The following is a 23053-nucleotide window of genomic DNA, read 5'->3' as shown; positions in this document are numbered from 1 at the left end:
GCGTTTATGCTGTGTTTCCTTTTTGCATATTATGTTTTAATGCATTTACCGCTTATAGATTTTCGTGCATATAAAGTAGGCAACAATATCAAAGAACAAATGCAGGTTCCCGAGGGTGCCCCTAAAGCAGAATATGAGTACCGCTGGAAGTTTAAGCAGGATGGGGAAGAGGTAGTTATAAAAAACCAGGGTACCTATCCACAGGTGGAAGGAGAATTTGTAGGAGTAGAGACAAAATTAATTAAAGAAGGAGCAAAACCTGCAATTCCCGATTTTCTTTTGGAAAAAAACGGGGAAAATGTTACCGATGAGGTTTTAAATGCTGAAAAATTATTGCTGATAGTCGCTTACAATTTATACAATACTGAAATTGAGGGTTATCCCGCAATCCAACTGCTGGTTGAAGAAGCCAGGGAAAAAGGTTATAGAGTTATAGGGCTTACCTCTTCAGGTCCTGAAATACAGGAACAGATAAAAGACAAACACAACCTTAATTTCGAATTTTATCAGGCAGATGAAACTCTAATTAAAACAATTGTGAGATCCAATCCCGGCATATTAACCCTCGAAAACGGGACTATTACTCAAAAAGTTCATTGGTTTGATTCTGAAAAGATCAGGCTGTAGATGTAGGACAGAATTATGCATTTGTAAGAAGTCTGTTAATCACTACCCTATTTCTGCCTGTTATCAATATATTTGTAGTTAAGGGGGCTGCTGAAATTTTGTGGCAACTTTAGATTCTTCAGGAAGAGATTCCGGAGAAGTCAGGATGATACTAATAATACCAAAATTAATCCACATTATGAGAAAAAACATAGTTGCAGGAAACTGGAAAATGAACAATGACCTTGCTGAAACTTCAGAACTTATCAACCATTTAAAAATGCAACTGGTAAAGGAACCTTCAGCAGAAGTTTACGTGGCTCCTCCTTTTACAAGTTTGTACCACACCTTTCAAACCCTTAAAGACACTCCCATTAAAGTTGCAGCACAAAATATGCACTATGCAAAGAATGGAGCTTTTACAGGGGAAGTTTCTGCACAAATGTTGAAAAGTACAGGAGTTAATACAGTGATTATTGGTCACAGCGAGCGTCGTGCCTATTTCCACGAAAATGACGAGATTTTAGCAAAAAAAAGTTTCTGCGGCTATAGAGGCAGACATGACTGTAATATTCTGTTTTGGAGAAGAGCTAAAGGAACGTAAAGCTGAAAAACATTTTGATGTTGTGAAGGACCAACTGGAGAAAGGAATTTTTCACCTGCCAAAAGAAGATTGGGACAAAGTAATTTTAGCCTATGAACCTGTATGGGCAATTGGAACCTAGTGAAACTGCCTCTCCGGATCAGGCTCAGGAAGTTCATGCTTATATTAGAAAGATCATTGCTGAAAAATACGATCAATCCACTGCTGATGCTGTTTCTATTCTTTATGGAGGTAGTGTAAAGCCCGATAATGCCAGGGAGATCTTTGGAAAAGAAGATGTAGACGGTGGGTTAATAGGAGGAGCCAGCCTTAAAGCTATTGACTTTCTTGCAATAGTAAATTCATTTGAAAATGCCGACTAATTACCTGGAATATAAATTTACGATTGAGCCCTTGCAACCTGCTTCTGAAATTCTTATTGCAGAGTTAGGGTATGCTGGTTTTGAAAGTTTTGTTGAAAATGAAGATGGGGTAACAGCCTATATTCCTTCAGAAGAATTTGATGAAGAAATTTTTGCAGGTATCCACATTCTGCAGTCAGGGGAATTTCAAATAAGTTATACTACCCAGGAAATTGAGCAGGTTAACTGGAACAGTGAATGGGAGAAGAATTTCAACCCAATTATAGTGGACGAAAAATGTTCAGTAAGGGCACCATTCCACGAAAAACCAGATACCGAATATGATATCGTCATAGAGCCTAAAATGTCTTTTGGTACTTAGCCATCATGCAACCACTCATATGATGCTGCAGTTTATACTGAAGGAAGAATGGACGGGAAAGAAAGTACTGGATATGGGTTGTGGAACTTGAGTGTCCTGGCGATCCTTACTGAAATGAAAGGTGCAACTGATATTGAAGCGATAGATATTGATAATTGGTGCTACCTGAATACTCTTGAAAATGTAGAGAGAAACGGCTGCGAGCTTATCAAAGTCTATGAAGGCGGTGCTGAATTACTGGAAGGTAAGAAGTTTGACAGGATCATTGCGAACATTAACCGCAACATTCTCCTGGACCAGATTCCGCTCTATTCTCAATCTCTCAATAATGGAGGGAAGCTTTATTTAAGCGGATTTTATACTGAAGATATTCCAGTTATAGTAGAGAAGTGTGAGGAGAATGATCTTGAGCTGTTGGATCAACTTGAGAGAGAAAATTGGGTCGCTTTAAGTTTTTCTAAGGAGTGATTTTGTTAAGAATTCATATCTTTGTAGTTTATATTTTATATCTAAACACCAGAAGATGAGCACGAAAGAAGAAGTGTTGGAAGAGGTAAAAACCCAAACCAAGAAGCAAAAGAATTACGAGATTGTTTTATATAACGATGATGTAAACACTTTTGATCACGTTATTGAAACATTAATTGCTGCCTGTGAGCACACTCCCGAGCAGGCGGAGCAGTGTTCTATACTTGTACATTACAAGGGGCAGTGCACTGTAAAAACGGGAGCATATCCCGATCTTAAACCCAGATGTTCCAAATTACTCGATGCAGGATTAAGTGCTGAAATTGTAGGATAAGACAGGGAGAAGTGGCTTCTAATATTTTTGCAAAAAAGCGTCTTAGATATTTTCTGTATTTAAAATAAAACTTATATTTGCACCCGCAAAAAGGCCTTGTGGCGCAACTGAATAGCGCACCTGATTACGGCTCAGGAGGTTCCAGGTTTGAATCCTGGCAAGGTCACTCTTAAGATTAACAAATCTTATCAAAACCGCGCAAATCTTATGATTAGCGCGGTTTTTTAGGTTTTGGGTTTTTATTTTATTTGATAGTATTCAAATTATAATGAGAACTAAAAGGTTACCTTAATTTTCAAATGTAACCTGAGGTTACATATAAGGTAAAAGCTTATATTTGAACTTGTATTGTTGATTTGACTTCATCTGAATATTAAATGTTTAATTTAAAGATGACAGCAATGCGAACTAAAAACACATTTTCAGTACATTTTTGGGTGAAACCCACAAATGAAAAGGTTAATCAGGGAATTATCTATGCCAGGATAACTGTTAACCAACGAAGGGTCCTTGTCAGTTTAAAGCGTAAAATTTCATTTGATTTATGGGATTCTTCCAAAAAGAAAGTAAAGGGAACTTCCTCAGAGGCTAAACAAATAAATCATTATTTGGATTCTGCAAAATCCCGAATTTTCCAATGTTATCAGGAATTGAATTTAAAGGGTAAGAAAATTAGTGCCCAGCTAATTAAAGCTGCTTACCTAGGAGAAGATGAGAACTCTAAATCACTTCAGGATCTTATAGATTACCATTCTAGAAAAATTGAACATACCTTAACTCCAGGAACTATTAAAAATTTCAAAATAACTGAAGGTTATATTTTTAAATTTTTAAAGACAGAAAAAAAGACAACTGATGTTTATTTAAGAGAATTGGATTATAAGTTTCTCTGCGATTTCCAGGATTTTCTGAGTTCATACTATCCGAAAGGGCATCCAAAAGCTATGGGGCATAATACTATTATGAAGCATATTCAGCGCTTGCGGAAAATGGTTACACTAGCGTTTAATATGGAATGGATAGATAAAGACCCTTTTCGACGATGGAAAAATACTTTTGAGAAAAAAGATCGAGAATTTTTATCAGTTGGCGAGTTGTCAAATCTAGAAACTTATGAGTTCCCAGTAGAAAGGCTTGATCGCGTTCGGGATTTGTTTGTTTTTAGTTGTTACACTGGTATCAGCTACGTGGATATAAAAAAACTTACTGCAAATAATATTTCGATGGGAATTGACGGGGATAAATGGATTATTTCGAAAAGGCAAAAAACCAATACACCAATTAAAGTACCCTTATTAGATCCCGTTTTAGAATTGATAAAGAAATACGAAGATCATCCTATGACCCTAGTCTCAGGAACCTTATTACCTAAAATCACGAATGAAAAATTAAACGTTTACTTAAAAGAAGTTGCTATTCTATGCGGAATAAAGAAGAATTTGACCTTTCATATGGCCAGACATACCTTTGCAACTACGGTTACTTTAAGTAATGGTGTACCAATAGAAACAGTTTCTAAACTCTTAGGACATACCAAAATTTCTACAACTCAAATTTATGCTAGAGTTTTAGAAAATAAGATTAGTCAGGACATGAATGCTTTACGTGGAATTCTAAAACAGAAAAAAGATGAAGATTCCACTCAAAGTCCAAATGTTGCATCGTAAAGAGCAAACATAAGGAGGCAAAATAGTTTATAGTTTAGCCTCCTTTTTATTATCATTAAGTGATTTTTAAAATTTATATTATAGTATAAAAATATATCTTAAACATATTATTTTATTTCTTAAATTTCTGTTGCCCAATCGATTGGAAGGTTTAAAGATATCCTCGATTAAACAAATCTTATAATAGAAAACATTATAGGAAAAGATATTCCCCTATTTCTATTCCAAAAGAACGTGATTTATAAATCAGCGATTATTTGAGATGGAACCTAATCAATTCCAAATTAAATTTATCTGTAATTAGTTTCATTTGTTATGTTTAGGACTATCGATTTTCCCGTTTATCGCCAACTGGATCAAATGGATTGTGGGCCATCTTGTTTAAAGATGCTCACTGAATTCTTCGGAAAAAAATATGATCTTGAATATTTAAGACAAATCTCCTTTCTACAAAGAGATGGTGCTTCTTTGGGAGGACTTTCTGAAGCATTAAGCAAATTGGGAATAGAATCTGTTGGGATCAAGGTAAATTTTCAGGAATTAATTTCAGAAATTCCCCTTCCCGCTATTGCACATTGGGAGGGGAATCATTTTATAATTATTTATAAGGTTAACCACAAGTTCATTTATGTCTCCGACCCGGCCTATGGCAAGTTGAAATACCGTCATAGTGAATTCATCAGTAAATGGGCAGGGGCAGAGAAGGAACATGGCGTACTTCTTCTTGTAGAACCCACTAATCATTTCCTGGACGAAGAACCTCCGGAAATGGATAAGAAAAATAGTCTTGCATTCCTTCTTGATTATCTAAAACCTTATAAAGGATATATAAACCAGCTATTCCTGGGTTTAGTAATTGCTGCCACTATTCAGTTAATGCTTCCATTTCTTACGCAGAGCCTGGTTGACTATGGAATAAATTATGAAGATTTTGGTTTCATCAACCTTATATTATTAGCACAGTTCTTTTTGTTTCTTACCCGGTCTGCATCAGAAGTGATCAGAGACTGGATCCTGTTGTATATAAGTACCCGAGTAAATATTCAGATGCTTTCAGATTTTTTAGGAAAACTACTAAGCCTTCCTTTAGCATATTTTGAATCAAAAAACATTTAGTGATTTTATGCAAAGAATCTATGATCATCAAAGGATAGAAGAGTTTCTAACTAAGCCGTGGCTTAAATATTCCTTTTGATATCTTTTCTATTTTAATATTCGGAATAGTGCTGTCTTACTTTCATCTCCATATTGCACTTATCTTCTTTACTGGCACTTCTTTATTTTTCGGTTGGTCACTATTATTTATGAAGAGGAAGGAACTTTTGGATAACCAGCTTTTCGACCTTAACAGAAAAGATCAATCCTTATTCCTGCAGATCATTCTGTCAGTTTCAGAAATTAAATTAAACAATTCAGAAAATAGGAGAAAAGGGGAGTGGGAACTTAACCAAAATGGTCTTTTCAGGATCAAATCAAAGATTTTAAGCGTAGGCCAGGCTCAAATTAAAGGTGGTTTATTCCTTAATGAATTAACCAATATTTTGATAATTTTCTGGTCTGCAAAGGCTGTAATTACAGGGCAAATTACATTGGGGGCTATGCTGGCCATCCAATTTATAATTGGCTCTTTATCCTTACCCATATCGAATATCATCAATTTTCTTACAGATTACCAGAGCGCCAAGCTTTCTTTTAATAGATTGTCTGAGGTCCACAATCAAACACCTGAAGATAACAAAAGAAGGTATGACAATATCATCCCCGTAGGAGATCTTCATCTAAGGAACCTAAGTTTTGGATATGGAAACCCTTCCTTGCCCCCTTTGTTAAGTGATTTGAATATTACTATTCCCAAAGGAAAGATCACTGCCATAGTTGGGTCAAGCGGTTCTGGAAAGACAACTCTATTAAAAATGCTTTTGAAATTTTATAAACCCTGGAAGGGTAATTTAAAAGTTGGGGATGATGATCTTAGAGATATTAATACATCCCTTTGGAGAAGTAGGTGTGGAGTTGTAATGCAGGACGGCTGTCTTTTTAACGATACTATTGAGAGGAATATCACAGAATCACAACCGGATATTCCAGTGAGTCGAAGCTCGTTACGAAAAGCTGTGGAAATGGTTAATCTAAATGAATTTATTGAGAAACTACCTCTGGGTTACCAAACAAAGATTGGTGAAAATGGGCAACTTCTTAGTGGAGGAGAGAGACAAAGAATTTTACTTGCAAGGGCGATTTATAAAAATCCAGATTATTTATTTCTTGATGAAGCCACCAGCTCCCTGGATTCAGAAAATGAAAAAAATATTGCCGACAATCTTAATTCTTTTTATAAAAACAGAACTGTAGTAATAATTGCCCATAGGCTATCTACAGTCATGACTGCTGATCAAATACTGGTTATGAATAAGGGTGAAATTGTGGAAAGAGGTAATCACTGTGAGTTAATTCAAAATAAAGGAGTTTACCACAATCTGATCAAAAACCAATTAAAGATTTGAGATTGTGGAAAATAGAGAATATAATAGAAACGGGAGCAATCCCTTGAATATAGAACCCGGTTATATACTGCGCCGTGGTACAGCCTATATGTTTGTTTTCTTCTTTCTAGTATTGCTTCTGGCAGGTATTATTTCTTTTAATCAGGTGGTAAAAGGATCGGTAACTCTTACTTCAAAAAATCCTCCTGTCGAAATTAAAGTGAAAAGAGACGGAAATCTTTCTACTATTTATTATAAACCTGGAGACTCTATATTAGCAGGAGATATTGTTGCAGTTCTAGATAATCCTGCAAGCCAAAAAGATATAACATTCCTCAAAGATAGATTATTGAAAGATTATCCAGTGGTTTTATCACCGGATACATTATTAACCGAATTTCCGCTAAACTTAAATCTAGGAATTTCCTTACAGGCGGCATACAACAGGTTTTTAGAAGAATATCACAACCTTATCTTAGAAAACACACTTGGCTATAACCAAATTAAGAAGCAAGGTTTGCTTCAAAATATTGATAACCAGGTATCAATTTTAAATTCTAAACAAGAGGAGTTTCAATTGATGGAAAAGAGTCTTTCAATTTCAACTGAAAATATAAAACGCCATAGACAATTATTTGAAAAAGGTGTGATTTCAAAATTTGATTTGGAAAATGTTGAGTTGGAATTTACCGAAAGGAATCGCCAATACTCTTTACTCAAACAACAGATGATTCAACTCCAGGCTGATAAGGACAGGGCGAAAAACAATCTTGAAATTTTAAGGACTTCTGAAGAACGAAAATTAAGTCTTCAGGAGGCTGAATTGGTTTTTGCACAGCAAAATCTTCTTAATGAGATTTCCGCTTGGGAGTATAAAAATATTATAAAAAGTCCCGTTGCAGGTAGGCTTTCTTATAATCAGGTTTGGGGAGAACATCAAAATGTTGAAGAAGGCGAAGTAGTGTTTACCATTGTTCCTTATATGAGAAAGGATTTGTTAGCTAAGTGTATTGTTCCTGTTCAAAATGCAGGGCAGATAAGTAGAGGCCAAAAAGTATATCTAAAACTGGACAATTATCCTTACAGAGAATGGGGAATGATAAAAGCAAGGGTTAATTCGATTTCAGAGGTTCCCAGTAGGGAGACCGTGCCTTCATATGTAGTTTATATAGATGTGGATAGTTTAGTGACTTCGTATGGTAAAGAGCTGAACATTCATCAAGAATTAATAGGAACCGCAGAAATAGTGCTTGAGGAAGTCACCTTGCTTAAGCGTATTTTTTATCAGTTTCAACAGCTTTGGACAACCTAATATGATTTAAGTATGGCACCTATCCCGGCAATATATAAATTAATCTTTGTTTGCTTAATGTTAGCATTAAGTGGAATGGTTTCTATTTCCGGATATTCTCAGGATAATCTTGAAATGAGTAATGAAAAAGTAACGACAAAGTTATCCTATGAAGAAATTCATGATCTGGAATATGAGTCATTGATAGACGAAGACACTGCTGCTCTGGGATTATTGATCAAGATTCACTTGAGAAAAGCCTCATTAGAGAAGAATAATATTGAAAAAGCCAGAGCTTTTTATTATAAAACAACTTTAGAAAAAACTAGTCCTGCGTTGGTATATGCAGATTCTATCATTAAGATCACTAAACAAAGTACTCATCCCAATTATCCTGCGATTGGGTATGCTCTTAAAGGACATCTCCATTACGAATCGGGAAATTTCCAGGTTGCACTTACCAATTACCTAAAGGCATATAATCTCGCTTTGACGAAAAATAATGTTGATCAGCAAAGAGAATTTGGTCTTGCAATAGCGGCCATTAGGAATCTTTATGGGCAGCATTACGCCGCGATAGAACTTTACAATAAATATTTAAAATTATTGAAAAATGAAGATAATTTTGAGACTACACATTACGATGATTACACATTATTGATATTTAATCTGTCTTTAACACATCTTCGATTACAATCAATAGATTCAGCGAGGTTCTATGCTAATCAGGGTATTAAATTAACCTCAACATTAAGGGACGAATCTAATTTTCAGGATTTCATTCTTTTAGATGCACAAATCAATTATTATGATGGTGCTTATAATAAAGCAAGGGATACACTCCTCAAATATAGCGACTCTCTGGACGGAACCAGCAGAGCCATTAAACTATATTATCTTGGGAAAATTGAGGATAGACTGAATAATAAGAATATTTCTATCAAATATTTTAAAGAAATTGATTCCATAGTTACCGAAACGGGAGATCCTTTTTCAGAGGTAAAAGATGTTTATCATGAACTAATTCTTAACTCCATAGACCAAGATGATAAACATGCTCAGATAGAATATATTGGGAAGCTAATTACCTATGATAGTTTATATTCCACTAAGCAGGAAAATGTTATTAATGCAGCTATGACTTCTTATGATATACCTTACTTAAAACATCAAAAAAGAGAAGTAGAAGCACAGCTTGAAAATAAGAAAACTATAATAACCGGAGTTGGATTATTGGCAGGTTTAAGTGGTTTTACTGGAATATTCTTCTTTGTTAGATCAATCCGTATACAAAGAAAATTGAAAGTTTTACTCGAAGAAGGGATGGTAAGAAAAAAATAATAAATGAGCAACTAAGTTTGTAACCATCCAAGTTCTGTACCGGAAGATATTAGAAATGATATTTTAAATAAGCTGGAAAAATTCGAAAATTCGGAAAGATTTTTAGATAAGGAATTAGATATGTCGACGCTAGCGCAGGAATTGGAAACAAATACTTCTTATCTTTCTGTAATTATCAATTCATATAAAAGCAAAACATTTCCTAATTATCTTAAAGATCTTCGGATAGCAAATGCCGTCCGGATGTTAAATAAGGATCATAGCCTTTTGAGATTTAGTAATCAGGGATTAGCTGAAGTGTTTGGATTTAAAACAAGTGAATCTTTTTCTAAAGCTTTTTACAAGAACACCTAGTATATATCCTTCAAAATTCATAAAGGAGTTGAACTTAAGAAAAGTGGACCGTCATTTATAAATGGAAGGTATGACTATGTTGCTAATTGTTGTCTGATGGAGTTATTTAGTATCAACATATATTTATTAACCATTAAAAATTTTCAATCATGAAAAAAACATTAAAAGATTACCAGGAAAGAGCTCTAAAGAATTTAGAAAAAATTAAAGGAGGGGGAAACCCTGTAATTGATCGCGACAAGGTGAGACGACCTAAGCCGGGTAAGTAGAAAATATCTGTATTAATTAAAGCCCGGACTGTTCCGGGCTTTTCAAAATTTAGAGTAATGAAAATCAAAGATCACCTCCTAATTCTATGTTTGAGTTTAGTATCAATAAACATTTCTTTTAGTCAACAAAACTTTACTCATTCTTATTACCCATCTCTTTCCAAGCAAGTGAGGACCATAAATGAATTCGGTTTCTCTCTTTCAGATGACTATGCCAATTTGAATAATCTTGAAGACCCAATAATAAAACAATGGTTAAAAGCCCAGGATTCTTTAGCGGAAGAATACTTTTCTAAAAACGATCTTTTGCAAGATTACCAGGAAAAATTTGAAGAATATCAGAATCGTGAGAACGGAACAATCAGTATGATTAAAGTGAATGAGGAAGGAAACTATTTTTACATGAAATATGATTATATATCTGGTACAGATAAATTATATTTTAAAAAAAATCTCTCAGCAGATGAGGTGGAACTTTTTGATCCTGGAAATTATGATGATATAACAGAGGTGACCTATCTAGAACCCTCATTCGATGGAGATAAAATTGCCATTGGATATCAATCCGATGAAAATTTTTCATCTCGAGTTAGAATATTTGATGTAAAAAACAAGAAGTTTTATAGTGAAGTGATCACCAATATTAATCCATCATTTGGGGGGATTGAATGGCTACCTGATAGCTCGGGTTTTATTTATCTCTATTTTCCAGTAGTAGATCCAAATAAACCGGACTATAAAAAGAATTCATATTCTATTCTTCATAAATTAGGGAATATACCTGCTAAAAAGAAGAAGATTTTTGGCAATAGTAACACAGTTATTATCCCTGCAGATTTTTATCCAAAAGTAAAAATTGGTTCCAGTCAGGATAAATATATCATTGGATATTCTGCTAATTCCAATGATTACTATGACGCATATATTGCTAAAGTTTCAGATATAGTATCAGGAAATGCAAATTGGATTCCTTTTTTTAATGTAGAGCAGAAAGTATACACCACTGAGGGAGAAGTTAGGGACGAGGAATTTATTTTTCGGCAGGGAAATAACACCGGAAATCAAATAAGTCGTATCCAATTCCATTCCCCAAATTTTAATAATCCAGAGGTACTTGCAGAAGGATCTAAAGAAAATCCAATTACCCAATTTAATGTTACTAAAGATCATATATATTACTCAAAATCTAAGTTAGGTGTTGAAGTTAGTCTCTGGGAAATGGATAAGGAAAAGAATATAACCAAATTGAAAACTCCTTTTGTTCCGGGATATGTCACATTTTTTGGTGGGTCTGTAAATACTAATCTAATTGGAGTAGAATTAGATGGTTGGATTTCAAACTATACCAGGTTCATTATTACAGAAAATAAAGATTTACAGAAGGAGGGATTGAAAACAGAAACTCGCTATCCTGAATTTGAAAATCTTATTGCAGAGCAGATTATGGTCAAAAGTCACGATGGAGTGGAAGTGCCATTATCCCTAATTTATGATCCCAATTTACTTAACTCTGAGAACGAGGTGTTTATCTACGTATATGGAGCTTATGGAGAAAGTTTAAGTTCCTTTTTCTATCCTATTTTTTTGGACTGGGCGGCTCGCGGGGGTATTCTCGCATTTCCTCACGTAAGAGGAGGTGGAGAAAAGGGTAAAGAATGGCATTTACAGGGGCAGAAAACCCTGAAGCATAACTCCTGGAGAGACCTTATTTCCTGTGCCGAAGCATTAATTGAAAAAGGTTTTACCAAAAAAGGATTAATTTCTTTATATACATACAGTGCAGGTGGAATTACTGCAGGTATGGCCGTTAATGAACGTCCGGATCTTTTTTCTTCATACATAGCGGAAGTACCTAGATTAAATCCTCTAGGTTTAGAATCATCTGCCACTACTAGTAGTACAAGTTATCTGGAGTATGGAACAGTAAAAGATAGCCTGGAATTTTCAGGTTTGGTAAAAATGGATCCCTACTTTAATCTAAATTCGGAGAATAAATATCCACCGACTTTAATAATGCCAGCATCTCAGGATGACCGAATTCCTTTGTGGGATAGTGGGAAGTATATAGCTAAATTACAGAGTATATCACAAGGAGAAATACCAATTTTAATGGATATTGATTACCACTACGGTCACGAAGACCAGGGTAGCGATGAGACCGTGATGCTTTATAGCAAAATTTTTAGTTTTGCGATGAGTAACATGAGACGTGATCAATAAGTAATATCTCTAATCTAATTATATTCAGGATAAAACCTGGCTTCACTCTTTTCTACCTTATAATTTTTTTCGTCGCTATTCTGATAATTTAAAAGCTATCCTTCATTTATAAATGAGCTTAGTTTTTAATGAAAAACATTCTAAACGAATTTTAGGATTACTATCAGAAAATATTCCAGTAAGCGTTTTTAATAATATTTATTTATAAATGTAGCAATTTGATTTATAAACCGAAATCCTTCCAATTTTTATTCTAACCTCTTTTACCTGAAATTTAATGAATGGTTTATAACTCAAGAGGTGAATTTTCTAATAACATCGGAAGAACTTTTGAAAGAAATTTCAAGAATAGAGGAATCTTCACCCTCTAGACTCATTGCATTCAATAGAATTATCAAATACTGCCGCGAAGTTCTTGAAATTTACAGAAAGAACATAAGAGTTCTCAAATTTAGATCTCTACACGAAGAGGTACATTTTTTTAAGGAGGCCAAGCAAATTCCACTTAGTCAGCTTATTTACTATACAAACCTTCATGCGCTTGAACTTGAATCAACTTCATCGGTTAAATACAGAAAGAAATATTTATCTAGGAAGATTAAAAAGATCAATAAGTTTTTTCAGCGTAACAGGAAATTTCAGCTATATATTGATCTGGAACAAACTAGTATGGATAAATTTTATTTTACCCGTAAATTTCAAAATGAAGTAGTAAACTATGATACTTCGCTATATTGGGATCCTGAATTCAATACTTCTCACGATATTCTTTTAGCTTATTTAAGAGTCTACAAAAGGCTGCTTCCGTTTCTACAGAGACAAATGGAATTGATTAAACTCCAGCGCCCCGAAATGGAATTAACCTTTACACACGATTTAAATTGGACGGCCGCTAAAGTTGACCTTATTGAAATTATCTATGCATTGCATTTCTCAGGAGCTATAAATAATGGTTCTGCCAATATTATTGATATCGTTGCCCTTTTCGAAGTGATTTTTAAACAAAAGCTAGGTAATTGCTATAAAAAGCTTACAGAAATTAAGGGTAGGAAAGGGAGAATTACCAAGTTCCTGGACGAAATTACCCTGGCATTTGAACAAAAAGTAGACCGTGAAAATGAGCTATAATTTTCGGTAGGTGAACGTAACTCCGAAAACTAATTTTCTCTTCTTCTTTAATTACTTTTTCCAATTAAAACCATTTAATTTTTGATTTTTTGCACCCATTTACTGCTGTTTACAGACAGTGTTAAATTTTTTCGTAGTCCTGTAGAGATAGTGAAATTATTTTCCCAGAGCTGCTCAAATTTGTTATAGAAGTCAAATCAACAAAATCCCGCCGTGTAAAAAGTATAACCATCGGTGGGATTTTAAATTAAAACTTTTTAAAAATGGCAAAAGAAATAATTACTACTGATGATCTAATGATTTTTAAGCTGGAGTTATTCGATGAGCTTAAAAGACTTTTTAATGAGCAATCAAAAGGAAAACATAAAAGGTACGTGAAATCAGGGGAAGTGAGAAAACTACTTAATATTAGTTGGGGAACTTTACAAAATATCCGAATAAATGGGAATCTGCCTTACACAAAAATAGGAGGTACAGTCTTTTATGATTGGGATGATATACAACGAGTTATGGAAAAGTATAAGGTAGATAATACTGATTGATTATGAATTACATAAAACACCTTACCGCGGTTTTTTATCGATTTAATGAAGATAATCGGTTAAATCCCTCACACGTGAGTATTTACTATGCTTTATTCCAGTATTGGAATGTATTTAGGTTTTGTAAGCAATTCTATATACAAAGGCAGGAAATTATGGAAGCTTCAAAGGTTGGATCGCTTTCAACCTACCATAAATGCATTCGAGAATTAAGTGATTGGAATTACATTTTGTATATGCCTTCTAAAAATCCCTTAAAAGGCAGCCAGGTTAAGATGTCCATTTTTTGGACTAGTGAAGAACAAGCAGTAGAGGAGCATTCAATTTGCAGTGTAAATGACCTGGATAAGTTTGAGACTTTTTTAGAACAGGTTGCAGAAGAGTCCGGTAAGAGTAGCGAAATAGCTCCGGTATATGAAATAAACAATATTAAACATATTAAACATAATAAAACTTATTGGCCAAAAAGTGAATTTGAAGTTTTAAAATTTTTTAAAGAAAATGGCTGGTCAGGTAATGAAGCTTCCAAATTCTATCTTCACTACGAAGCTGTAGATTGGAAAATTAATAAAAATACCCAGGTGGTAAACTGGCAGGCTTTAGCTCAGCGTTGGATGAAAAAAGCTGAAGAAATTCAGCAGAATTTAAAAATGAAAAATCCTGATTATTTAAAAATTAAAAAAGAAAAGAACTATGGAAAACCCTTGTGAAATAATAGAAGGCGGAGTGGTTTACAAGATTGGAAAATTTAGAGGAAAGGAAGTTTTTTATGATTTTCCATTGATGCTTGAATATCTCCAAGTAAAAGGTAAGATGCTTTTTGGAAAAGAATTTCGCTTATACAAAAAAGATGAAAAATTACTTTTCAAACTCTGCAATTACATCATTGCAGATCAGGAAAAATGCCAGAAATTCGATCTTAATCCTGCAAAAGGAATTTTACTAACCGGGCCTGTGGGTTGTGGAAAAACTAGCTTTCTTAAGCTATTGCGTTATCTGGTTCCACACCAAAAAGAATATCAGGTTATTCCTTGCAGAAATATTGCTTTTACTTTTCACCATTTGGGATATAAAACAATTGAAGATTACGGGAATAGCAGTTATTTATGCTTTGATGACCTTGGTGTTGAGCTAAGCGGGAAGGTTTTATGGAAAAGATTGCAATGTGATGGGAGAAATTCTTCTCTCCCGATATGAATTGTTTCTAAATCATAAAATAAAAACTCACGCTACAACAAATTTAGATTCCGATGAACTTGAAGAGCGTTATGGAGTTAGAGTGAAAAGCAGAATGCGCCAGCTTTTTAATTTGGTCACTTTTGATGAAAAAACTATTGATAAGAGAAAGTAAAAAAGATCTTAATATTACTTTTTCTAAGTATTCAAATACTTCATTTTGCAACTGCAATATTACGAAACTGACGGTTTTAACCTTTGATTTTTGACTTGCCATTATAGTTATTAACAAACAAATTCTTTAGTTTCATAAAATTTGATCTCATTTGAGATCAAAAAAGCTCTAATAGACCCCAATTTAATTTTATTCACAAAATGAAAACGTGGAGTAGAACTCAAGTGTTTTTGTTATAAATTTCTGAATAACAAAGCATTTGGAAATATGAAAATAGCTACTTTTAATATTCAGAATCTATTTCATCGGGACAGAAGTTTTAGGGAAAGGCCTTTCAGTAAATGTAATGATGACTGGCAGACTGAAATAGATGATCTACTGGTTAAAAACAAAAAAACTTTAGAAGATTATGAACGTATCAGAGAATTGTCGCCTTTAGTGGGAATAGATAATTGCAATCAACTACCATATGCTGTTTTAAGGCGGAAATCCGGCTTTCTTTTTTTAAAGGGAAAGAATTACTCAAAGGAATTAAAAGCTTCTGAATTGACTGATTGGAACGGATGGGTAGCCCTTCAGAATTATCCAATTGATCCTATGGCAGTAGAAAATAAAGCCAGGGTAATCGCAGATGTGAATCCTGATATTTTAATTCTCCAGGAGATTGAAGATCGTGCATCACTTGAAGAATTTAACGAGGAGTTTCTACCTCGATTTGGATGCAAACCGTTTCAAACCATTTTCGTGGTACAGGGAAATGATAAGCGAGGCCAGGAAATTGGCATTCTTACCCGCAAGGGATGTAAAATTAAATCGGTGCAAAGCCATATTTACGATTTTAATCAAAACGGTAAAATTGCTTTTGATAAAGATCTTTTAGAATATGAAATACTTACCGCTAATGGAAATACTATTTGGATTCTTGCTACCCATCTGCAGGAACAGACAGTAGATAAAAAGCTCTCAGATATTTTTAGAAAATTACAGGCTGAAAAAATTGCTGAAGTTTATAATAAATTATATTATGAAGGTAAAAAGTATATTGCTTTACTCGGCACACTTAACACTCCATCCTTTTGTTATTCGCTTTCTCCATTGCTACTTTCAACCAATTTACGTGACGTCACTAAACATCCATCTTTTAATGTGGATTTTGATAAAGGAAAGGATGCAGGGTATTACAGTCTAGGAGCCTATCGAATGGGAGTTAATATCAGACAAAAAGATTACCTGTTAATGTCTCCGGAACTTTTTGAAAAAACTAATAGCAGCGGATTAAACCGTAAAGGCATCTGGCCGGATAAACGGCCCATGTGGTCGGTATATCCAAGTATGAATCATAAAAACCATTCGGCCAGTGAGCATCCTGCAATTTGGGTGGATTTGGGCGTTTAAAGACTAGTTGTTTTAGGATTAGTTGTAACTCTCATGAATCGCTTATCGCTATTTTATATCTAATAGTAACTCATACATCTGCTAAACACTCTCAGATCAATTAAAATTATCCAACTTTCCTTAAAATCTTACGAGAGATATCTTCTTCAGCATCGAGAGATGCAATCATTTCTCCTCCTGCATTTGATAACCGAGCTAGATCTTGTTTTGGAATACTTGATTGATCTGAAAAAATTAATAAACTATCAAAATCAGCCTTTACTCTAAGCAATCTTTCTAATGTGATGGTGGTTAACCTAGCTTTATCTCTGTTAGGAATTCCAAATAAAAATAGAGGTGCATGTTTTCCTTTGATATAATAATCGATTGGATAATCTTGAGGATTGTCAATTAATGGAAAATTGTAATCTTGCACCACTTTATCAGAATCAATAATTCGATATAGCTGTTCTGTTAAATCTTCATAAAATGTTGATTCCGCCCTAGCGCGATTTAAAAAAGTAAGATCACTAATTTTAGTTAATGCTTGTCCTAATCGAAATATATTTTTACTTAAGTTGTTGATCTCATCATCTATGTAAAATTCACCATTGTTTTCTGAAAGTTCAAACTCTGAAACTATTAGATCAAATAATTTTCCTCTAGTTCCATCCCGGAACTTATTTATGTCATTTTCGTAACTCAAATGCATTAAAGTATGCCCCATATCTGTAAGCCTGATAACACCTGCAGGCATTTCTTTAATATAGATCTGATAAGGGTCACCATCTGAAAAATAAAATGGAGTATCAATCATAAGCAAATGATCATTCTTTTGAATGATATTAACATCTGTGCACATAAGCGAACACAATTTCTCTTTTAATATTTGCTTATTCAAGTTCATTAATCGAACAATTTTGTTTGATTAGTTATATCAGGCGTTGTTTCTAAACCAGTTACATTACAGTCTTGGGTTAAACAATAAAGAGCACCTTCTAGGGTATTATATCTATCAGTTTCTTCCGCAAATCCTTCCGGTTTTCTATTTGCTAAAATATACTTTTCTGTGGCAATATGAATATGGCAAGAGAAATCTAATCGAGTTTTTTCTAAATGATTAGGATGTGAATGACTCGAACCATTATATCTTTTTAAAGTAAGTGTTTCACCATTAGATGCGACCCAAGAAATTCCGCACGAAAAATCATCTTCCATTCCCGGCCTTAAATTTTGTCGTTTATATATTTCGAAATTATGATCTGACCCATCTAGTGAAACAACCGTATAATTTAGTTGTTCCCTGCCCTGTAAATTTCTATTTCGTGCTTGAGGATTAGTTACTCTTTTTGGACATTCAAGTAATTCTTTTATCCTTTCATCAGTTATACTTTCAAAAGCCATATTAATAATTGAATTCTACAATATCGGTATTTTATTTTGAATTTGCTTTCTGGAATACTCCCATTGGTTTCTTTTACCCCAGGCCAAAGTACGAAGGACGTGGACTTGTCGGCTTAACCATTTTCTTTTTTAATAGAACCTACGCTATTAAACGTTTTTATATTTCTTAGCTAATTGAACGACGTCAATAATTTCATTTGATTTACTATTAATTACACCATATGTGGAATTAACAATGTTATTCAATTCAGACCATTTCAATTCTGACACATGTTTTATTACAAAATCAATAACTTCTTCCGTGTCTTCTTTAAGTGGTAATTTTTCTGACTTTCTTAAAAACTTAATTATCAAAAGCTGGTTATTATGATCGTCAAATTTTGTGATAATATCAAAATTTTGAGAGTCCTCAAAAATCTGAATAAGTTTATCATAATAAGGTCCAAACCGGGTAAGAGTCCAATTTATATCTGTAAGTTTTTCAAATTTGGTTATAGCAAACCTCCATTCAATTAGATATAGTATCTTCATTGTTCTTGAATAGGACAATTGATTGGAATTAGGATAGTTCCTATATAAATATGTTAATATATTAATCACCTTTTCCATATTTAAAAACCGCTATTTAGAGCATTATCTAATTTAGGAAAGTTCCATTCAATTTTATCAACGAAAGCGTTTAACTTGTTTTCTTCATCATTGATCACTTTATCTAAATCCTCTTTTTCAAAAGCTTTATTTTTTCACTTTCTATAACTATAATTGACGTTCTTTGAAATCCTTTGGAGTCCATAAAAGCTTTTAGATAAAAACTTTTACTTTTCATTGTCATTTCCTCTAAGACTTCTTTATCTATTTTGGAAATTCTATTGAAAAAGTCATGAACATTTTTCTTTGTTCGTGCTTTATGTCCGTAATCGGGAACTCCTGAGTTCAGGAAAAATTCACCTTTTTGCCAAGCTTTGGCTATTAAACCTTGATCAGAGTCATAATTGGTTCGTCTTATGTCTTTTAGGACAGGGTTTGAGCTGTATCTACCAATTATATAGAATTTGTCGTTTTGAAATTTATACATGCTAATCCTTTCTGTATCATTTAGTTTTAATTTAAAGAATAGCGATGCTAAATGTTCATTAAAAATTTCAGAATAATTCCTGTGAATTTTCTGAATTTGATTTTCTAAAAGCTGGATTTCCTCTTGATTTTTAGTATTTGCTTCATTCAGTTCTAAATTTGACTTGCTTTTCTTGGATTGTTGGTGTAGAAGTAAATATTTATTAAAAATCCAAAAATTAATAATCCCAAAGAAATATCTTGAGATTCTACTTTTTCCCAGAAAATCTTTTTATCTAGACTAAACAAAATTCCAGCAGTAGCATATAAAAAGCCATTGACTATAGAATTTGTAAATTCTAAACCATGTTGATCAATATATTTAAAAAATGGAAGAAATTTGCTTTCCTCTGCCATTCTGTTGCTGTAAAGATTGATTAGGGTCGCTAAAGTAGTTAATTAACCTAATAAATTGAAGTCTTAGTTAAAAACGAATTATATCGCAAATAATGAACATCTTTAATTTAATAATCTTCCGGATAAATGCTGTTTTGCTGTAATTCCAAGCTAATTTTAGATTCCAATTATTCTTTGGCTTAAAAAATATCTTACCTCTTTTCCAGGCTCTTAAGTCCGTTGCCCTTTAAACAAAATTCAAAGAATCCTTCCTTTTTATAAAAATCTTATCGCGTTTCACATCAATTCGCGTTAAAGTTTGGGCAGTTTGTTTCAGACTTTCCCTTTCATAATAAATTTCTCAAAAATTAATCATCAATTGGTCATCATCAATCAATTCTGCTTTGGCAGATCAAAAAACGAACATTATGAAAAAAACAATTTACTCATCAGTCCTTTTGACACTGGTTTCTTATCCGCTCTTTGCACAAATTGGCGGCATTGAAAATTCAGTTGCAGACATAGCCGATACTATTCGAGCTATTTTCCCCATAATTCTCGGGGTTATTTTTCTTGTTGGATTCCTATTTAATGCTGGTCACTTCTTTGGTGAAAATGCAGATCTCAAAAAAGGAATTACCCGGGTGCTGGTCTTTACGCTTATTGCAGGAGCGGTTGTAGGAATATTTACCTACCTGATTGGAATAGTAGTGTAATGAAAAGTTTCGAAGTATATAGAAACATTAGGAAAAGAGCGATGATCTGGGGATTGCTAAGTTTCGCTCTTTGCCCTTATGATGATAGCCGTGGTAGGATCACTGCTGGTAATCATATTTTCTTTCAGTCTCTGAGCGGTAATTAGCGTGTTTATTTTCAATTGTACGCTGTATATCGGCTTGACAAGGCTAACCAGTAATCCGCAGGTCTTCCAGGTTTCAAAAGTCTTTCCTGAAACTATTTCTTCTAAACGATTAAGCAACTTTCATTATGAGCAAGATTAATCTTTCTTCTACACCACCCATCGCTGATACACATGGAAATATGGTTTTTGCTGCCAATGGGAATGTAGTATTGGCTTTTGAGACGGTATTACCGGAGATCTATAGTTTATCAGAAAATGATTTTGAAGAAATTCATAGTGCCTGGTTTCAATCCTTAAAATCGCTACCCACGGGAACAGTAGTTCATAAACAGGATGTTTATTTTAAAAGAAACTATTCGGCAGAGAAATTACCAAACCATACATTTTTGGAAAAAGCTACCCATTCTTATTTCAAAGGCAGGGAACATTTAGAACATCGTAGTTATTTCTTCTTTATTCATACAAAGAACAAATCTTTCAATCATCCAAAATATGTAAATCCCTTTAAAAAAGTGAGCAGGAATGTTCCTGGAGACCTGGATGATAACTTAAAGAGATTTCAGAATTCAGTAAATGATGCGGTTTCTTTTTTAAACAATAGCCGAAAGCTGGAGCTTATTCCTCTTACTGAGAAAGAAATTAATAGTCTCTCCACTAAATATTTTAATGGTTTTCAGGAAGGATTTGATACCAATATTTTACTGGATAAAAATAACATCAGTATAGGTGACAATCATTTTGACGTGCTGGCGGTAAACAGTGAGTTGTGCTTTGGAGAAAGTGTTCAAAGTAGCAAAACCAACGATAAGTTTACCTCAGACGATTTTGTGTTTCATCAGGGTTTTATTGACGGACTGGGACTTAATTTAAAGGAAAACCATATTGTAAACCAGGTCATCTACCTCGATGATCGCCAAAAATGGAGAAAACTACTTGATGCGAAAGTAGAAGAACTCAATAAGAGCTCAAATTTTGGTTCACAGAACAAAGTGGTATTGAAGAAAATCCAGCATATTCTGGACCAGATAAATAACGATGACACCTCCAGAATTATCCGTGGGCATTTAAATGTGATTTATTGGGATAAAGATCGTAGTAATCTTTCTTCGATTAATGCCAGGATAAAAACTGAATTTAAACTCCTGGACATAGTTCCTTATTATCCAAAAGGGGAGGAGCGCAAGAATTATTTTCTGAATAGCTACTTCTGTTTTTCTTCAAATTTCTCTAATGAGGATCTTTATGTAACCGATCTAAAGCACGCTCTATGCCTGTTTATTAATAACAGCAATTATAAATCAGATGCTAAAGGAATAATTTTTAATGACAGGGAATATAACATCCCGGTTTTAAAAGATGTGTGGGATGAAAGTAAGAAAAGAATAAAGGCCAGGAATTTTGCCATCTTCGCCCCTACAGGAGAAGGTAAATCTTTTCTGGCCAACAATATACTTCGACAATACTTTGAAAGTGGAGTTCGCCTGGTAATCATTGATCTTGGAGGGTCCTATACCAAGTTTGCAAAGCTTTATCCTAATGATTACACCATCCTGCGCTATGAGAACGGAAAGAGCCTCGGAATTAATCCTTTCTATATAAGCAGTCCTTGTGATCTCACTGCTGATAGGCTTGAGGACCTGTCTGAGTTTCTTTTTGAATTATTTGCTTCAGATTTTAAGGTTACAAAAGCGCAATCTGTTTCAATAAAAAAGATATTGCTTGATTACTATGAAAATTTTACTGGAAAGTACTCGCTCCAAAGCTTCTATCAATATATCGAGCGGCATAGGGTAGACCTGCTGGATTACCTTAAGATTCATCCGGATTACTTTAACATCAATAATTTCCTGCACATCATGTCAGAATATGTAGAAAATGGAATTTACAGTTTCTTATTTGAAGTAGGTGAGGACCAGACTTATAAGATTGAAGACAAACGCTTAATAGTTTTTGAATTAGATGAAGTGAAGGATAATAAAGAAATACTTTCAGTAATGCTAAAACTGATTAAATCGGCCATTCAAAGGACCATTTGGAAAAACAGGGCAGAGAAAGGAATTATTTTATTTGATGAATTCGCAAAGCAGCTAAAGTTTGAAAATGTATTAGAAAGCGTAGAGTTTTATTACCAGGCCATCAGAAAGCAGAATGGTGCTATTGGAATAGTTCTTCAGTCTATAAATCAGCTTCCTAATAACTCGACTTCTGCCAGTATTCTGGAAAATACACAGGTGATCTACAGCCTTCGCAATGAAAAAGGCTACGAGGAGCTTCAAAAGAGATTAAACCTCTCCAGTCACGATTTAAATCAGCTTAAATCAATAAAAAACAACTTCATAGGGGAAAGAAAGTACACAGAGATCTTTATCAAGATTGGGAAGCAGAGCAACGTTTTTCGGCTGGAAGTTCCCAAAGAAGTATACGCAGCATACCTCACGGATGGCGAAGAGAACGAAGCCATCCTGCAGCTCTATGAAAAACATGGAAATATGGAAAAAGCAATTCAGGAATTCACTTCTAAAACATAAAGTCATGAAAAAGAAGATTACAACACTAATGCTGATGGGTTTTTTAGTTTTAATT

21 protein-coding genes, 1 tRNA gene and 3 pseudogenes are annotated in these 23053 nt (G+C 33.9%); 19 read left to right on the top strand and 6 right to left on the bottom strand.

The window, feature by feature from the left end; translation table 11 throughout:
- Window positions 1-39: 39 nt before the first annotated feature.
- The 17 genes and pseudogenes from LZ575_RS23525 (at window position 40) to LZ575_RS09845 (ending at window position 16776) form a co-directional block, all read left to right on the top strand.
- The gene (locus LZ575_RS23525) at window positions 40-627 is read left to right on the top strand and encodes a hypothetical protein (RefSeq protein WP_311196050.1); all 588 of its coding nucleotides are present in this window, start codon (window positions 40-42) and stop codon (window positions 625-627) included.
- 178 nt (window positions 628-805) lie between these two features.
- Window positions 806-1572: pseudogene (gene tpiA, locus LZ575_RS09920) on the top strand (triose-phosphate isomerase).
- Window positions 1562-2401 (top strand): annotated as a pseudogene (gene prmA, locus LZ575_RS09915) (50S ribosomal protein L11 methyltransferase). The pseudogenes tpiA and prmA overlap by 11 nt, the downstream one beginning before the upstream one ends.
- 55 nt (window positions 2402-2456) lie before the next feature.
- Entirely contained in the window at window positions 2457-2735 is a 279-nt protein-coding gene (locus LZ575_RS09910) for an ATP-dependent Clp protease adaptor ClpS (protein WP_235330489.1), read from the top strand.
- A gap of 92 nt (window positions 2736-2827) precedes the next feature.
- A tRNA-Arg gene (locus LZ575_RS09905) sits at window positions 2828-2901 on the top strand.
- A gap of 211 nt (window positions 2902-3112) precedes the next feature.
- Window positions 3113-4402 carry a site-specific integrase gene (locus LZ575_RS09900; RefSeq protein ID WP_235330488.1) on the top strand — a complete coding sequence of 430 codons (1290 nt, stop codon included), beginning with the start codon at window positions 3113-3115 and terminating at the stop codon, window positions 4400-4402.
- A gap of 315 nt (window positions 4403-4717) precedes the next feature.
- On the top strand, window positions 4718-5518 hold the full coding sequence (locus tag LZ575_RS09895; protein WP_235330487.1) for a cysteine peptidase family C39 domain-containing protein: 801 nt from the start codon (window positions 4718-4720) through the stop codon (window positions 5516-5518).
- A gap of 188 nt (window positions 5519-5706) precedes the next feature.
- On the top strand, window positions 5707-6906 hold the full coding sequence (locus LZ575_RS09890; protein WP_235330486.1) for a peptidase domain-containing ABC transporter: 1200 nt from the start codon (window positions 5707-5709) through the stop codon (window positions 6904-6906).
- 199 nt (window positions 6907-7105) lie between these two features.
- Window positions 7106-8197 (top strand): HlyD family secretion protein, encoded by a 1092-nt coding sequence (locus LZ575_RS09885; protein WP_235330485.1) that lies wholly within the window; start codon window positions 7106-7108, stop codon window positions 8195-8197.
- A gap of 57 nt (window positions 8198-8254) precedes the next feature.
- Entirely contained in the window at window positions 8255-9517 is a 1263-nt protein-coding gene (locus tag LZ575_RS09880; protein ID WP_235330484.1) for a hypothetical protein, read from the top strand.
- A gap of 120 nt (window positions 9518-9637) precedes the next feature.
- Window positions 9638-9871, top strand: coding sequence for an AraC family transcriptional regulator (locus LZ575_RS09875; protein WP_235330483.1), 234 nt, complete (start codon window positions 9638-9640; stop codon window positions 9869-9871).
- Window positions 9872-10197: 326 nt separating this feature from the next.
- A complete protein-coding gene (locus LZ575_RS09870; RefSeq protein ID WP_235330482.1) occupies window positions 10198-12360 on the top strand; it encodes a prolyl oligopeptidase family serine peptidase in 2163 nt (720 codons plus the stop codon).
- 300 nt (window positions 12361-12660) lie between these two features.
- On the top strand, window positions 12661-13488 hold the full coding sequence (locus tag LZ575_RS09865; protein WP_235330481.1) for an RteC domain-containing protein: 828 nt from the start codon (window positions 12661-12663) through the stop codon (window positions 13486-13488).
- 263 nt (window positions 13489-13751) lie between these two features.
- Entirely contained in the window at window positions 13752-14030 is a 279-nt protein-coding gene (locus tag LZ575_RS09860; protein ID WP_235330480.1) for a helix-turn-helix domain-containing protein, read from the top strand.
- 2 nt (window positions 14031-14032) lie between these two features.
- Window positions 14033-14740, top strand: coding sequence for a hypothetical protein (locus tag LZ575_RS09855; RefSeq protein WP_235330479.1), 708 nt, complete (start codon window positions 14033-14035; stop codon window positions 14738-14740).
- Window positions 14724-15381 (top strand): annotated as a pseudogene (locus LZ575_RS09850) (ATPase). Before LZ575_RS09855 ends, LZ575_RS09850 begins: the two are co-directional and overlap by 17 nt.
- A 267-nt stretch (window positions 15382-15648) precedes the next feature.
- A complete protein-coding gene (locus LZ575_RS09845) occupies window positions 15649-16776 on the top strand; it encodes a hypothetical protein (RefSeq protein ID WP_235330478.1) in 1128 nt (375 codons plus the stop codon).
- Window positions 16777-16882: 106 nt separating this feature from the next.
- Here LZ575_RS09845 and LZ575_RS09840 read toward each other — a convergent pair whose 3' ends face one another.
- From LZ575_RS09840 to LZ575_RS09820, 5 genes are all read right to left on the bottom strand, one after another.
- Complete coding sequence (locus LZ575_RS09840; protein WP_235330477.1) at window positions 16883-17662, bottom strand: DUF1828 domain-containing protein; 780 nt, start codon at window positions 17660-17662, stop codon at window positions 16883-16885.
- Window positions 17662-18159, bottom strand: a complete 498-nt coding sequence (locus tag LZ575_RS09835) for a hypothetical protein (protein WP_235330476.1) — start codon at window positions 18157-18159, stop codon at window positions 17662-17664. The genes LZ575_RS09840 and LZ575_RS09835 overlap by 1 nt, the downstream gene beginning before the upstream one ends.
- Before the next feature lie 147 nt (window positions 18160-18306).
- Window positions 18307-18768, bottom strand: coding sequence for a SocA family protein (locus tag LZ575_RS09830; RefSeq protein ID WP_235330475.1), 462 nt, complete (start codon window positions 18766-18768; stop codon window positions 18307-18309).
- 103 nt (window positions 18769-18871) lie between these two features.
- Complete coding sequence (locus LZ575_RS09825; RefSeq protein WP_235330474.1) at window positions 18872-19234, bottom strand: hypothetical protein; 363 nt, start codon at window positions 19232-19234, stop codon at window positions 18872-18874.
- A gap of 152 nt (window positions 19235-19386) precedes the next feature.
- Entirely contained in the window at window positions 19387-19629 is a 243-nt protein-coding gene (locus LZ575_RS09820) for a hypothetical protein (protein WP_235330473.1), read from the bottom strand.
- Window positions 19630-20036: 407 nt separating this feature from the next.
- Here LZ575_RS09820 and LZ575_RS09815 point away from each other — a divergent pair, with 407 nt between their 5' ends.
- Window positions 20037-20324 (top strand): hypothetical protein, encoded by a 288-nt coding sequence (locus tag LZ575_RS09815; protein ID WP_075327789.1) that lies wholly within the window; start codon window positions 20037-20039, stop codon window positions 20322-20324.
- Between the two features lie 56 nt (window positions 20325-20380).
- Here LZ575_RS09815 and LZ575_RS23520 read toward each other — a convergent pair whose 3' ends face one another.
- Window positions 20381-20587 (bottom strand): hypothetical protein, encoded by a 207-nt coding sequence (locus LZ575_RS23520; RefSeq protein ID WP_311196048.1) that lies wholly within the window; start codon window positions 20585-20587, stop codon window positions 20381-20383.
- 8 nt (window positions 20588-20595) lie between these two features.
- Here LZ575_RS23520 and LZ575_RS09805 point away from each other — a divergent pair, with 8 nt between their 5' ends.
- On the top strand, window positions 20596-22998 hold the full coding sequence (locus LZ575_RS09805) for a TraG family conjugative transposon ATPase (RefSeq protein ID WP_235330472.1): 2403 nt from the start codon (window positions 20596-20598) through the stop codon (window positions 22996-22998).
- Window positions 22999-23053: the final 55 nt, after the last annotated feature.

The sequence above is a fragment of the Antarcticibacterium sp. 1MA-6-2 genome, from assembly GCF_021535135.1.
Classification (GTDB): domain Bacteria; phylum Bacteroidota; class Bacteroidia; order Flavobacteriales; family Flavobacteriaceae; genus Gillisia.
The sequence above is the reverse complement of the archived record's forward strand: the minus strand, read 5'-3'. Positions and strand labels throughout refer to the sequence as shown.